This window comes from Streptomyces sp. NPDC046349 (genome assembly GCF_055587885.1).
The window spans coordinates 101,867-115,498 of the sequence record NZ_JBVJFK010000007.1 but is presented as its reverse complement, the minus strand read 5'-3'; the positions used below and the strand labels follow the sequence as shown (position 1 = coordinate 115,498).

Annotated in this window: 12 protein-coding genes; 3 read left to right on the top strand and 9 right to left on the bottom strand. The window is 72.3% G+C overall.

Features of this window, described 5'->3' with window-relative positions:
• Positions 1-6: 6 nt before the first annotated feature.
• The 3 genes from ACZ6JS_RS17910 (at position 7) to ACZ6JS_RS17900 (ending at position 3,954) form a co-directional block, all read left to right on the top strand.
• Positions 7-2,037, top strand: coding sequence for an O-antigen ligase family protein (locus tag ACZ6JS_RS17910; protein ID WP_469298946.1), 2,031 nt, complete (start codon positions 7-9; stop codon positions 2,035-2,037).
• The gene (locus tag ACZ6JS_RS17905; RefSeq protein ID WP_469298944.1) at positions 1,977-2,948 is read left to right on the top strand and encodes a glycosyltransferase family 2 protein; all 972 of its coding nucleotides are present in this window, start codon (positions 1,977-1,979) and stop codon (positions 2,946-2,948) included. The genes ACZ6JS_RS17910 and ACZ6JS_RS17905 overlap by 61 nt, the downstream gene beginning before the upstream one ends.
• Positions 2,949-3,048: 100 nt before the next feature.
• The gene (locus ACZ6JS_RS17900) at positions 3,049-3,954 is read left to right on the top strand and encodes an RNA polymerase sigma-70 factor (RefSeq protein WP_469298943.1); all 906 of its coding nucleotides are present in this window, start codon (positions 3,049-3,051) and stop codon (positions 3,952-3,954) included.
• Between the two features lie 18 nt (positions 3,955-3,972).
• Here ACZ6JS_RS17900 and ACZ6JS_RS17895 read toward each other — a convergent pair whose 3' ends face one another.
• From ACZ6JS_RS17895 to ACZ6JS_RS17855, 9 genes are all read right to left on the bottom strand, one after another.
• The gene (locus ACZ6JS_RS17895) at positions 3,973-4,767 is read right to left on the bottom strand and encodes a glycosyltransferase family 2 protein (RefSeq protein ID WP_469298941.1); all 795 of its coding nucleotides are present in this window, start codon (positions 4,765-4,767) and stop codon (positions 3,973-3,975) included.
• 27 nt (positions 4,768-4,794) lie between these two features.
• The gene (locus ACZ6JS_RS17890) at positions 4,795-5,859 is read right to left on the bottom strand and encodes a hypothetical protein (RefSeq protein WP_469298940.1); all 1,065 of its coding nucleotides are present in this window, start codon (positions 5,857-5,859) and stop codon (positions 4,795-4,797) included.
• A 10-nt stretch (positions 5,860-5,869) separates the two neighbouring features.
• Positions 5,870-7,321 carry a lipopolysaccharide biosynthesis protein gene (locus tag ACZ6JS_RS17885; RefSeq protein WP_469298938.1) on the bottom strand — a complete coding sequence of 484 codons (1,452 nt, stop codon included), beginning with the start codon at positions 7,319-7,321 and terminating at the stop codon, positions 5,870-5,872.
• Positions 7,318-8,052 carry a YveK family protein gene (locus ACZ6JS_RS17880; RefSeq protein WP_469298936.1) on the bottom strand — a complete coding sequence of 245 codons (735 nt, stop codon included), beginning with the start codon at positions 8,050-8,052 and terminating at the stop codon, positions 7,318-7,320. Before ACZ6JS_RS17880 ends, ACZ6JS_RS17885 begins: the two co-directional genes overlap by 4 nt.
• Before the next feature lie 29 nt (positions 8,053-8,081).
• Positions 8,082-9,212 carry a non-hydrolyzing UDP-N-acetylglucosamine 2-epimerase gene (gene wecB / locus ACZ6JS_RS17875; RefSeq protein ID WP_469298935.1) on the bottom strand — a complete coding sequence of 377 codons (1,131 nt, stop codon included), beginning with the start codon at positions 9,210-9,212 and terminating at the stop codon, positions 8,082-8,084.
• A 4-nt stretch (positions 9,213-9,216) separates the two neighbouring features.
• Complete coding sequence (locus ACZ6JS_RS17870; protein WP_469298933.1) at positions 9,217-10,473, bottom strand: nucleotide sugar dehydrogenase; 1,257 nt, start codon at positions 10,471-10,473, stop codon at positions 9,217-9,219.
• The gene (locus ACZ6JS_RS17865) at positions 10,473-11,243 is read right to left on the bottom strand and encodes a WecB/TagA/CpsF family glycosyltransferase (protein WP_469298931.1); all 771 of its coding nucleotides are present in this window, start codon (positions 11,241-11,243) and stop codon (positions 10,473-10,475) included. The genes ACZ6JS_RS17870 and ACZ6JS_RS17865 overlap by 1 nt, the downstream gene beginning before the upstream one ends.
• On the bottom strand, positions 11,240-12,409 hold the full coding sequence (locus ACZ6JS_RS17860) for a hypothetical protein (RefSeq protein WP_469298930.1): 1,170 nt from the start codon (positions 12,407-12,409) through the stop codon (positions 11,240-11,242). The genes ACZ6JS_RS17865 and ACZ6JS_RS17860 overlap by 4 nt, the downstream gene beginning before the upstream one ends.
• 430 nt (positions 12,410-12,839) lie before the next feature.
• Positions 12,840-13,439 (bottom strand): acyltransferase, encoded by a 600-nt coding sequence (locus ACZ6JS_RS17855; protein ID WP_469298929.1) that lies wholly within the window; start codon positions 13,437-13,439, stop codon positions 12,840-12,842.
• Positions 13,440-13,632: the final 193 nt, after the last annotated feature.

Genomic DNA, 13,632 nt, shown 5'->3' with positions numbered 1-13,632 from the left:
GTGTTCGTGAGCATTCGTGAACTGGGCGCGGTGCTGCGCCGGCGCTGGTACGTGATCGTGCCTGCGATCGTGCTCAGCCTGCTGGCGGCGCTCCACCTCTACCGGTCGGTGCCGGTGGCGTACCAGTCGCAGAGTTCGGTCGCGTTGCTGGACTCCTCGGCCGCCGCCAAGCTGCCGCCCGCCTTCGGCAACCCGATCTCCAACGCGGGCGGCGCCCTGGTGGTGACCGCTGACGTGCTGATCAGGACGCTGTCGGGCGCCGACGCCGCCCGTGAGCTGCACAGTCTGGGCGTGACCGATCCCTACACCGTCGGGTTCGCCGCGAACACCTCGGGCCCGTTGCTGACCATGACGGTCACGGGCACCGACCGGGAGAAGGTGCTCCGGGAGACCAACATCCTGACCGGCTTCGCCGGGGAGCAGCTCAACGCGCTCCAGGCGGCAGCCAAGGTGCAGCCCGCGTACATGGTGCAGACCGCGCCGGTGGTGCTGCCGCAGACTCCGGTGCCGCAGCTCAAGAGCCGCTACCAGCAGGTGCTGGGGATCCTCATCGTCGGTGTCGGCAGCGGCTTCACCCTCTCCTTCGTGGCGGACGCGCCGGCGGCCGCCCGGCGGCGCAGGCGGGAGAGCTCCGCCGAGGTCCGCGGCGGTACGGGCCGGGCCGGGCGGCGCAGGTCCCGGGGCCGACATGTGGACGCCACCGCGCTGCTCACCGGGTATCTGGCGCTGGCCTTCTTCATCCCGTCGAACCTGACGCTGCCGGGCCTCGGCGGGGTGGGGACCCCGGCCAACGTGTTCGCGCTGCTGGCCCTGTTCTGGTATCTGGCGACCTGGCTCGCGGGCCGGATCCGGCCGGCGCCCGCCACGCGGCTGCCCCGGGTGGCGATGTGGCTGCTGTCCGTCTCGGTGCTGGCCTCCTACATCGCGAACGCGAGCCGCGGGAGCGTGCGCAAGGAGCTCCTCGGCGCCGACCGCGGCCTGATCGCGCTGCTCGTGTGGGTGTCGCTGGTGGTGCTGGTCTCCGCGGGGATCCAGGACCGGGCGCGCCTGGACGTGCTGCTTCGCCGGGCCGTGGTGATGGGGGCGGTCGTGGCGGCCGTAGGGTTCTACGACTTCTTCACCGCGACCAACATCGCCGACCGCATCAGTATCCCGGGGCTGTCGTCGAGCGTGCCTCAGATCACGACCCTGGACCGCGGGGCGTTCACCCGGCCCCGGTCCACGACGGCGCAGCCGCTGGAGTTCGGCGGGATGCTGGCCCTGCTGCTGCCCTTCGCCGTGCAGCAGGCCTTCGATCCGGTACGGCGCCACCTGAAGGCCTGGCGCCGGTGGGCCCCGGTGGCGCTGATGGGCGGGGCGCTGCCGCTGACGGTGTCGCGTACCTCGATCATCGGTGCGCTGATCGTGGTCCTGGTGATGGTGCCGCGCTGGAAGCCGCAGCGGCGGTGGACCGCGATCGGTGTGCTGGTGGGGGCGGTGGCCTGCTTCAAGGTGGTCATCCCCGGGCTGATCGGCACCATCACGGCCCTGTTCGCGTCCTTCCTGACGAACTCCGACAGCAGTACCCAGGCGCGCACGGTCAAGTACAGCGCGATCGTCCCCTACCTGGACGAGCGGCCCCTGTTCGGGCGGGGCCTGGGCACGTTCATCCCCGAGCTCTACTTCTTCACCGACAACCAGTACATGCTGACCCTCGCCGAGACGGGGCTCCTGGGGCTGCTCGCGCTCCTGTTCCTCTTCCTCACCGGCATCCACCAGGGCGGGGCGATCCGCCGGCTGGCGGTCGGCGAGTCCGACCGGGAGCTGGGGCAGGCGTTCTTCGCGTCCGCCCTCGTCGCCCTGGTCGTCAGCGCCACCTTCGACGCACTCAGCTTCCCGATGTTCGCGGGGATGTTCTTCCTGACGATCGCCGCCGGAGGCAGTTACCTCGGCTTCATCCGGCGCGCGGCGCCGAAGCCCCGATCCGTGGAGTTCCCATGTCTTCCCGCCGATCAGCATCCCCCGACCCCCTCGCGGGCGCCGGCTCCGGCCCGGTAGCGGTCCTCGTCGTCACCTGGAACAGCGCGGGGGTGCTGCCCGGGTTCCTCGCCTCGCTGCCGGAGGGCATGGCCGGGATCGACTGGCGCCTGGTCGTCGCGGACAACGACTCCGCCGACGACACGGTGGAGGTGATCCGCTCCCTGGCTCCGGCTGCGACGGTCGTCCGGACCGGCCGCAACGCCGGGTACGCGGCGGGGGTGAACGCCGCGCTGGCGGTCGCCGCCGGGTGGGAGGGCGGCTTCCGTGCAGCCCTGGTGTGCAATCCGGACATCCGGATGCGGCGGGGCTGCGCCAGGATGCTGGTGGACGCGCTGGGCCTGGGGCAGCCCGGCGGCGGCCGGGTCGGGATCAGCGTCCCGCTGCTGTACGAGGAGGACGGCCAAACGCTCCTGCACTCGCTGCGCCGCGAGTCCAGCGTGACCCGTGCGCTGGGCGAGGCGGTGATCGGCAACCGCCGGGCGGGCCGCTTCCCGCGGTGGAGCGAGCTGGTCACCGATCCGGCCGCGTACGAGCGGGAGACGGTGGCGGACTGGGCGACGGGGGCGCTGATGGCGCTGTCCGGGGAGTGCCTGGCCGCGTGCGGGCCGTGGGACGAGTCGTTCTTCCTGTACTCGGAGGAGACCGAGTACTGTCTGCGGGCCCGGGACCTCGGCTTCGTGACCCGGCTGGAGCCCTCGGCCTCGGCCACCCACCTCGGCGGGGACTCGAAGGTGTCGCCGCGGCTGTGGACCCTCCTGACGGTCAACCGGGTCCGGCTCTACCGGCGCCGTCACGGCCTGGCGGCCACCACCGCCTTCCGGGCGGCCGTGCTGCTGCGGGAGTCCTCCCGGGCCGCCCTGGGCCGCCCGGCGAGCCTGGCGGCGGCGCGGGCCCTGACCGGCCGGCCGGCGCCGCACGGCACCCCGTAGACCGTCGGAGCCGGCGCAACCGGCGGAACCGGCATGTGTTGTCACAGGAGCGGATCGGCCGGTGTCCTGTGGGCGTATCCCTGGAGATGGAGGAGACACCATGAGCGAGGACGGCGCCGGCGCGGCGACCGAGACCTTCGTCGCGCACCGCAACCTGCTGTTCACCGTGGCCTACGAGATGCTCGGATCGGCGGCCGACGCGGAGGACGTCCTGCAGGAGACCTGGCTGCGCTGGGTGGAGGTCGATCTGGAGCAGGTGCGCGACCGGCGTGCGTACCTGGTCCGGATCACGACCCGGCAGGCGCTGAACCGGCTGCGGGCGATGAGCCGCCGCAAGGAGGCCTACGTCGGTTCCTGGCTGCCCGAGCCGCTGCTCACCGCGCCGGACGTGGCCGAGGACGCGGAGCTCGCCGAGAGTGTGTCGATGGCGCTGATGCTCGTCCTGGAGACGCTGTCGCCGACCGAGCGCGCCGTCTTCGTGCTGCGGGAGGTCTTCGACGTCGGCTACGAGGAGATCGCGGCCGCGGTCGACAAGAGCTCGGCGGCCGTCCGCCAGATCGCCCACCGCGCCCGCAAGCACGTCGACGCGCGGCGGCCCCGGCAGGCGGTCTCGGCCGCCCAGACGCGGGCGGCGCTGGAGTCGTTCCGGGGCGCGCTGGAGTCCGGCGACCCGCAGGACCTGCTCGCCGTACTCGCCCCGGACGTCGTCCTCGTGGCGGACGGCGGCGGTATCAAGCAGGCGGCGCTGCGGCCGATCGCCGGCGCCGAGAAGGTGGCCCGCTTCATGGTGGGCGGGATCGGCAAGAACACCCGCAGGAGCCTTCCGATGTCCCTCGTGCCGGCGGTGGTCAACGGCAGCCCTGCCCTGGCCGTGCATCTGGGCGGGGAACTCGACGGGATCATGACGGTCCGGGTCGAGGACGAGCGCATCACCGGCCTCTACTACGTCCGCAACCCGGAGAAGCTGGCCCGTCTCGCGTCGGAGATCCCGCTGGCGCTGCGGTGAGCGCTGCCCCCGCCCTCCTCACCCGCCGTCCCACGTGGTGTAGAAGCTGCCGGGGTTGACCAGGTAGCGGACGGTGGGGCGGGGAAGGTGGCGCACCTCGTGGCGGCGGGCGTAGCGGCGGATGAGCTCCCAGTCCTCGCGGGGCAGTACCTCGGGGGTGCGGCGCAGCCGGCTGAAGTGCAGGGCCCGGCCGCGGCGGGCCACGAAGGCGTTGGTGTCGAGGAAGGCCTCGTGGGCGGCGCGCCGGCGGTCGAAGGGCACCGACAGGACGTCTCGTTCGGTGCCGTCGGGCAGCACCCTGCGCAGTGCGGTGTAGACGGCGTCGGGTCCGCCGGCCGCGTCCAGTGCGGCAAGGGCGTGCTCCAGATGGTCGGGCTCCCACAGGTTGTCGTCGTCGAGGAAGGCCACGTACCGGGAACGGGTGAGCCGGATGCCGACGTTGCGGACGACTCCGGCGGTGGCCGTGTTGCGGGCGAGGGAGACGGCGAACAGGCGCGGGTCGGAGGGCAGTTCGGGCAGGCCGGCGCCGTCGTCGACGACGATGACCACCTGGTCGGCGACGGTCTGCGCCAGGGCGGAGCCGACTGCGGCGCGCAGTGCGTCGGGGCGGCGGTGGGTGGCGATCACGGTGGCGACCCGGGCGGTCGGCGGCCGTCCCAGGAGGGCGGCGAGGCGGGTGGCCTCGGCGTCCTCGAAGCGCCGCAGCCGTACGGCGGAGGGCAGGAGCAGGAGTTTGTTGCGCGCTTCGAAGAGCACCAGCCAGCCGAAGGCCCGCTTGAGCAGATCCCAGGGGGCCCGGGCGATACGGCGCATGTCGCACTCTCCGTCGTGGGGTGGGTGTCAGGAGGCCGGTTCCACGGGGCGGCCGTCGGACATGCGGTTGTCCTTCCACACGTTCCCGGCGCCGCCCGTGTTCCAGGCGGTGACCGGGCCGTAGGCGCCGCCGGCCGGGTGGTACTGGGTGGAGAAGACGTTCCCGGTGACCTCGATCCCGGTGGCTCCGGGGCCGCCGCCGTAGAGCGCGTACGCGCCGCCGGCCAGCCAGTTGTCCTCGACGACGACGGAGGAGACGACCCCCGTGTCGGCGAAGAGGCCTACGGCGGCGGTGGCGCCCTTGTCCACGGGCGTGGAGTTGAGCAGGGTGTTGTGCCGGATCGTCAGCCGGCCCTTGTTGCCGCCGCCGCTGATGACGGCGTCGATGTGCTGCCATTCGCCGCCCTGGTTGCGGAAGGCGACGAGGTCGTGCACGTAGTTGTCGTGCAGGTTGCCCTGACCCATGGACAGGGCGTTGCCGAACACCGAGATGTCGCACCAGCCGACCTCGATGGAGCTGCCGCCCATGTTCGAGACGGCGTAGTTGACCCCGCCGTTGTCGGGGCCCTTGCCCGGTACGGCGGTGATGGTGGTGTGGAGGACCTTGAGCCCGCTGAAGCCGGGGCGCAGGTTGATCCCCCACCAGTTGGTGGAGGTGATCCTGCTGTCGATGATCGTGACGTCGTTGGCGTAGATGTCGAGCGAGCCGCGGATGTCCCAGCCCTTGATGACCGTGCCGTCCTTCTTGACCGACATGTTGCCGGTGTCGTGCCGCTCGAGGGCGATCCGCGGTCCGGTGCTGTTCGCGTCGGGGTATCCGCAGGCCCCCGGTGAGGTGCAGGCGGTGGCGGAGGGCGAGGGTGACGGTTCGCCCGTGGCCTGCGGGTCCGTCGGGGAGGGTGGCGCCGACGGGCCCGGCGGGGCGGTGGGGGCGGGCGTCGCGGTCCCGGGGAGGGCGGCCGACGGTGTCGTGGAGGGCGCGGCCTTGGAGTCGCCCACCCCGGTGCGGTCGGCGTCGTACAGCGTGAGGACGACGGCCAGGAACACCCCGGCGAGCAGCCACGCACCGAGGCGCCTTCGGTTCCGTGTCATGAGCGGCCGCCTATCCTCGGAGCGTCTTTCGGGCGGGCAGGAGGCACACGGCGTAGCACAGGGTGCCGGCGGCCGCGGTCGCCAGGAGCGCGGGCAGGGAGTCGCCGAGGTACCGCTCCAGTACGAGCAGCGCCCCGGCCATCACGCCTCCGCCGAGCAGCGGCCAGACACAGGCCCGGGCGACCGTGCCCAGGCGGATGCCGCCGCGGTGCAGGGCGAGGAGGAAGACCGGGACCACCACGGCGCCGGCGATCACGACGTGGCCCTGGGCCACGCCGACGATGCCGCCACCGCGGGCGCCGATGACGAGGGCCGGGATCAGGAGGACGAGCCACAGGCCCTGCACACCGATGAGCGAGCGGCGGCGGCCGATGGCGACCAGGCAGTCGTAGGCGAGTTCGCAGCCGATGCGGACCAGGCCCAGGGCCATCAGCCAGGGCAGGGCGCCGGCCGCGGGCAGCCAGCGTTCGCCGTAGACGAGTTCGATGACGGGTTCGGCGAGGGCGGCCAGCAGGACGCAGAGCGGGACGGTGGCCGCGGTCACCAGGCCGAGGGCGCGGGAGAATCCGGCGGCCAGTGCCTGTGGTGAGTCGGCCAGCCGGGAGAAGCCGGCGAAGGAGACGCGGCGGGCGGCTTCGGAGATGACGCGGACGGGCCAGCCGGAGATGTTGAAGGCGAGCACGTAGAAGCCGAGGGCGAGAGGGTCGAGGGTGGAGCCCACGACCATGGTGTCCACGTTGACCACGCCGAGGGCGAGCATGCTGGCCCCGGCGAGTGGGAGGCCGAACTTCAGCAGGGCGCGGGCCTGTTCGCGGTCCCAGCCGAACTTCAGGGTGCCGGGTGCGGCGAGGCAGCAGCCGATGAGGGCGGCCACGTTGCCGACGACGGATCCCCAGGCGAAGCTCATCGCGCCCCAGCCCTGGACGGCCAGGAGCAGGGTCACGGCGGTGCTGAGGACGAAGTTGAGCGCATCGACGGCCATCCGCCGGCCCTGCGCGAACTCCCTGGTGAGGAAGCCGGCCGGCACCTGGGAGAGTCCGTCGAGGACCACGCACAGGCACATGACCCGCAGGACCCCGGAGGCTTCGGGTGAGCCGAGCACGTCGGCTACGGCCGGGGCGGTCGCGAAGAGCACGGCGTACAGCAGGCAGCTGGAGGCCGCGCTCAGGGTGAGGACGGTGGGGGCGAAGCGGCGCGGGTCGCCCTCCCAGCGGACGATGGCGAGGGAGACGCCGAGCTCGTTCGCGGAGAGCAGGACGAGCAGCACCGTCTGGGCGATGCCGTACACGCCCCAGGCCTCGGGCCCGAGGAAGTAGCGGGCGAGGACGATGCCGGTCGCGAAGTTGCCGAGGCGCATCACGACCGTGTTGACCAGGCTCCATTTGGCCGCCGAGCCGACCTTGCGCCCCAGGGAGGGCGGCGCCGCGGGGGCGGTGTGGGTGCTCGTGCCGGTGCCGGTCACGCCGACGGCCCCGCCCCGCCCGGGCCGACCGTGCGCAGGGCCATGGTCTCGTCGGTCGTGGCGGGCGTCGCGGCGACGGGTACGGCGGTGGCCGCGGGCGTCCCGGCGGGGGCCGGGCGGTCCTTCCCGCGCGGGGCGCGCCTGCGGGCCTCCACGAAGAAGACGGCAACCAGGCTGAGGACGAAGCCGAGGGCGCCCACCATCACGATGTACTGGATGCGGGTCTTGGTCTGGGCCTCCGGCTTCTGAGGGGGCACGATCGTCGCCATCCGGATCATGGCCTCGGGAGCCACGGACTGCTGGGTCTGGAACTCCTTGAGCCGCTTGTCGGCGTAGGCGGCGAGGAGTTCGTCGGACTTGAGGACGGCCGCCGGGTCGGTGCCGGTGACGGTCAGCCACATGAAGGGGCCCTGGGCGTTGTCGGCGATCTTCACTTCGTGCTTGCCGGTGACGCCGAGGGCTTCGAGGTCGGCCTTGGCCCCGTCCGAGTTGAGGTTGCGGGCGAGGCCGTCGGCCATGCCGGTCAGCGAGGCCTGCGTGCTGAGGAAGGGGTTTCCGTCGAAGGCCTCGGTGGCCTTCGACGAGTTGAGCAGTGTGACGGTGCTCTGCGACTGGTACTCCACCGGGATCAGCAGGTGCACGGCGGTGGTGAGTGCCGCCGTCAGCAGCAGGCCGGGCAGCAGCACGTACCAGCGCCTGCGCATGACCCGCCATATCTCGGCGAGATCCATGGTCTTCCCCCTTGTAGCGGATGTTCCGGTTACTGCGGTCCGTGCCCGGCGGCCGGCACGAGGTCGGTGGGTCTGGGCCGGGTGCGGGCGGCGCCGCCGTCGAGGAGGACGGCGGCGATGCGCTCGCCGGCGCGGCCGTCCCACAGTGCGGGGCAGCGCGGGGCAGGCGGCGTGTCGAGCACCTTGTCGACGGTGGCGGCGATCCGGTCCGGATCCGTGCCGGCCAGGACGTTGGTGCCCTCCTCCACGGTGATGGGGCGCTCGGTGTTCTCCCGCAGGGTCACGCAGGGCACGCCCAGCGCGGTGGTCTCCTCCTGGACGCCGCCGGAGTCGGTGAGGACCAGGCGGGCGGAGTCCTGCAGGGCGATGAAGTCGAGGTACCCGGCGGCCGGGACGATCCGGATGCCGTCGGGGACGCCGACTTCGGCCAGCCGGCCGGCGGCCCGAGGGTGCACGGGCAGCAGCAGCGGGCAGCGGTCGGCGATCTCGCCGAGGGCCTTGAGCAAGCGGCGCAGCGCGCTCGGGTCGTCCACGTTGGCCGGACGGTGCAGGGTGACCAGGCCGTACCGGCCGCGGGTGAGCCCGTAGCGGTCCAGGACGTCGGACTGCCGGGCCCGGTCCAGGTTGGCGAGGAGGGTGTCGATCATGACGTTGCCGACGAGGTGGATCTGGTCCTCGCGGTAGCCCTCCGCGCGCAGGTTCGCGGCGGCGTCGGGCGAGGGGGCCAGCAGGTGGTCGCTGACCCGGTCGGTGGCGACCCGGTTGACCTCCTCGGGCATGCTCCAGTCGCGGCTGCGCAGCCCGGCTTCCACGTGCGCCAGCAGGGGGCCGGCCTTCGCGGTCACCAGGGCGCAGGCGAGGGTGGAGTTGATGTCCCCGACCACCACCACGGCGTCCGGGGCCAGTTCGTCGACCAGCGGCTCGAAGGCGGCCATCACCCGCCCGGTCTGCTGGGCGTGGGTGCCCGATCCGGCGCCCAGGTACCGGTCGGGCGGCCGGATACCGAGGTCGCGGAAGAACACGTCGTTCATGGATTCGTCGTAGTGCTGTCCGGTGTGGACGAGGATCACCTCGGCGCCGCGGCGCTCCAGTGCGTCCATCACCGGTTTGATCTTCATGTAGTTGGGGCGGGCCCCGGCGACGCAGACGATCCTGGTCATGGGTTCAGAGCACCTCCACCTTGGGGCCGGTCATGCGGTTGCGGGTGTCGAGCACGAAGGAGGCGTGCTCGGTGATCAACTGGTAGTCGAAGGAGTCGTGGTCGGTCAGCAGGACGACGACGTCGGCGGCGGCCAGCTCCTTGCGGGTCGCTTCGACCCGGGCGAGGCGGGCGTCGACCTTCACGCTCTCCACCACGTGCGGGTCGACGGCGCGGACCTTGGCCCCCATGTCCAGGAGCAGCTGGGCGATGCGTACGGCGGGCGACTCGCGCGCGTCGCCGGTGTTCTTCTTGTACGCGAGGCCGAGCAGCAGGATGCGGGAGCCGTTGACGGAGCGGCGCTTGGCGTTGAGGCCGTCCATCACGCGGCGCGTCACGTATTCGGGCATGTGGTTGTTGATGTCGTTGGCGAGTTCGACGAAGCGGAAGTTCTGGCCGAGCTCCCGCTGGACGCGCCAGTTCAGGTACGAGGGGTCGATGGGCAGGCAGTGCCCGCCGACGCCGGGGCCCGGGGTGAACTTCATGAAGCCGAAGGGTTTGCTGGAGGCGGCCTCGATGGACTGCCAGACGTCGATGTCGAGGTGGCGGGCGAACATGGCGATCTCGTTGACGAGGGCGATGTTCACGTGCCGGAAGGTGTTCTCCAGCAGTTTCGCCAGCTCGGCCTCCTTGGGCGAGCGCACGGGCACGGTGGTGTCGACGAGCTGCCCGTAGAAGGCCTCGACGGCCTTCAGGGAGGCGGCGTCGACGCCGGAGACGACCTTGGGCGTCTGCTGGAAGCCCCAGACGGTGTTGCCCGGGTCGATGCGCTCGGGGCTGTATCCCAGGTGGAAGTCGGCGCCGGCGGTGAGTCCGGAGCCGTCCTCCAGGATGGGGGCGAACAGCTCCTCGGTGGTGCCCGGGTAGGTGGTGGACTCCAGGACCACGGTGGCGCCCGGGCGCAGGAACCGGGCCAGGGTGTGGGCCGACTCCTCGATGTAGCGCAGGTCGGGCGCCCCGTCCTGCAGGGGGGTGGGGACGGTGACGACGGCGACGTCGAAGCCGCCGCAGTCCCGGGCGAGTTCGCTCGGGCGGTAGGTGCCGCGCTCCAGGGCGCGGGCGAGGCGTTCGCAGGAGACGTCCTCCACGTACGACTCTCCGGCGGCGAGGCTCTTGACCCGCCGCCGGTCCACGTCGTAGCCGATCACCTGGTGGCCGACCTCGGCGGCCCGGATGGCCAGCGGGAGGCCGACGTATCCCTGTCCCACGACGACGACGCGCATCAGCAGTGACTCCTGTTCGCGGAACCGGCGGACGGTGTGCGGTGGACGAGCTCCCGCACCGTCATGGCGAGGAAGGCGGCGTTGGTGGTGAGGTAGCGCTTGCCGAGGCGGCGGGGTTCCTGGAGGGTGCGGTAGAACCATTCGAGGCCCATCCGCTGCCAGGCGAGCGGGGCCCGCTTGGTGATGCCGGCAAGGATGTCGAAGGAGCCGCCGACGCCGTGCACGACGTGGGCGCCGGTGCGCTTGCCGTAGCCGGCGGTGAAGATCTCCTTCTTGGGCGAGGTCATGCCGAGGAACAGCAGGCGGGCGCCGCTGTCGGAGACGGCGTCGGCTATCTCCTCCTGCTCGGCGTCGCCGAAGTAGCCGTTGCGGCTGCCGGCGACCCGCAGTGCCGGGAAGCGTTCGGAGATCTGCCCGAGCATCATCTCGAGCACGTCCTGCCGGGCGCCGAGCAGGTAGACGGGGATGTCCGCGACCTCTGCCGCGGCGAGCAGGCGCATGAACAGGTCGATCCCGGCGACCCGTTCGGGCAGCCGGACGCCCAGGACGCGGCCGGCCCAGACCACGGCCTGGCCGTCGGCGAGGACGAGGTCGCAGCCGGCGACCGCTTCGGCGAGGGCCGGGTCGCGCCGCATGTTGACGAGCTTGGCGGCGTTGACCATGCCGATCTCGATCTGCTCCCCGCGCCGTACGGCGTCGAGGCAGCGCTGGACGGTCTCGTCCATGGTCAGGGGGTCGAGTGCGATCCCGAAGAGGGTGTGACGGGTCATCTCTGCGGCCCCCCGAGCCAGGCGAACAGCATCCAGCCGAACTCGTACGGGCGGCACTCCCGGTCCACGGCCCGGGGGCGGAAGAGCACGTCCAGGGGGGCGAGCCGGGCGTTCCGGGCGACCCGGGTGGTGAGTCCGCGGGCGGCGCGGACGGCCTTCTTCGGGTCGCCGCGGTAGACCTTGCGCCAGGTGAGTCCGAGGTCCTCGCGGATCATCGGCTCGCGCGGGGTCCCGGTGGGCCCGGCGAGTTCGGGGACCTCCGTCATCCAGCGCAGTCCCCGGCGGACCGCCGCGCCGAAATCGCTGCCGCCCGCTTCCGCGAGGTCCGACAGGGCGGTGGGAGCCATCGCGTGCTGGTGCACGCTGTAGACGGGGTAGCCCTCGATCACGCCGCCCGCGCGGGCGTCGTAGTGCCACCACCACTGGCCGCCGTCGCCCTGCAGGTCGACGATGCGGGCGGCGCAGGCGTCGGCGGCCGCGAGGGCCTCCGGGTCGTCGCCGCTCGCGTGCAGCCGGGCCAGCGCCTGCAGCGGATAGGTCTGGTCGGCGAAGCAGGCCACGTGCGAGCGGTAGCCGGGCACCAGGCCCGGGCCGGTGGCGTGCGGGAACAGCGGACTGTTCCCGATCCTGGCCGCCAGCAGGCGGTCGCGGGCGGCTGCGAGGCGGTCCTCCACGTCCACCACGGCCCGTGCGGCCGCGAGGGCGGAGAGCACCCAGGCCGCCTCGACCGTGTACTGCGGCCGCCCGGGCTGGTCCAGGGCGGCGACGCGGTCGAGGGCTTCGGACGGTTTCGGGTGGCCGGTCTCGGCGGCGGCCCAGGCGATGAGTGCCGCGTCGCCGAGGTTGACCACCCCGGGCAGCCGTTCCACGAGCAGTCCGGTGAACTCCTCGGCGGAGCGTCCGCCGAACAGGTCGCGCTGGCGGTCCTCGGGCAGGAACCGGGCGCCCAGCGCGGTGATGGCCGCGTACCGGGTGCTGGTGCCGCGCAGTTCCAGGCGGCGGGTCCCCTCGGGGGAGACCGCTCCGGCCCGGGTGAAGGCGAAGGTCTCGGCCTCCGGCAGGTACATGGCGGGCAGACCCGCCTCGGCCAGCCGGAGCAGCCGCTGCGCCAGCGCGTGCAGTTCCGGGTCCTGTTCGGCCAGTGCTTCTAATCGCGTGGTGGTCATCGGGTCCCCACCCCGACGTCCCGGGTGCCGCTCGCACCCCGTATGTCCGAGCTCTTCGGCTCCAACACACCTACCCCCTCTGATCGCTCCTCGGACGGACCTGGCGGTCGTCATTCCGCGGAGGGGGACTGCGCGTGACGGCGCCCGCGCCCGCGGCGTCCGACGCCGAGGGCACGAGCCGTCCGAAGGCTGCCGTCTGGATCCCCCCAGCGATGCCTCGGACCGGGACACGCGTGCACGGCAGTGTCGGCGGGCACGGTGGAACCGCGCTCCGCCGGGCGCTGCCCGCGGTGCCCTCGTCGTACACAACCCCCCACTGAACAAGGCCTGTTGCCTGCTCAGATCCCGTGTGCAGGGACACGTTATGCCCACGGTTGTTCATTGATTGTGGTTTTGGGGAAATGCTTGTGGCCTGATTGCCGACATTCCGTCAGTTGCGCTCGACGAGCGCGCCGTCCTTCTCGTCGTGCAGCACCCCGGTGCGCGGACACTCCCAGACGCCCGGCTCGCCCTCGCGCTCCACCAGCCGAACCCCCGCCCGGCCCACCCAGCCGATCCGACGGGCGGGCACCCCGGCCACGAGCGCGAAGTCCGCTACGTCCTTGGATACCACCGCCCCTGCCGCGACGAGGGCCCAGCGCCCGATGCGGACCCCCGCGACGCACACCGAGCGGGCCCCCAGCGAGGCGCCCTCGGCCACCACGACCCCGGCGGCCTCCCAGTCGCCGTCGCGCTTGAGACGGCCGTCGGGGTCGACGGCGCGCGGGTAGAAGTCGTTGGTGAGGACGGCGGCCGGCCCGATGAAGACCCCGTCGCCGAGCTCCGCCGGCTCGTACACGAGCGCGTAGTTCTGGAGCTTCACGTGGTCGCCGATCCGTACGCCCGGCCCGACGTACGCGCCGCGCCCCACGATGCAACCGCGACCGAGCCGGGCCTCCTCGCGTATCTGCGCCAGATCCCAGATCGTGGTGCCCTCGCCGAGCTCGGCGCTCTCGTCGACCTGGGAGGAGGGTTGAATGCGGACACTCACGGCGCGGTCCCCTAACGGTTCGCGAGACGTACGGTGCACGGGTGCACGGGCATGCGGGCGCACGGATGTGCCGGTGTTCAGGCGTACGGAAGTACGCGCCGAGCATATGCGCCCGCGGGCCGCTCCATACGCGGATCAACCGACTGTTCATCCCACGCATGCGGGAGCGCGGGGCAGGGGGCACGGTTCAGGG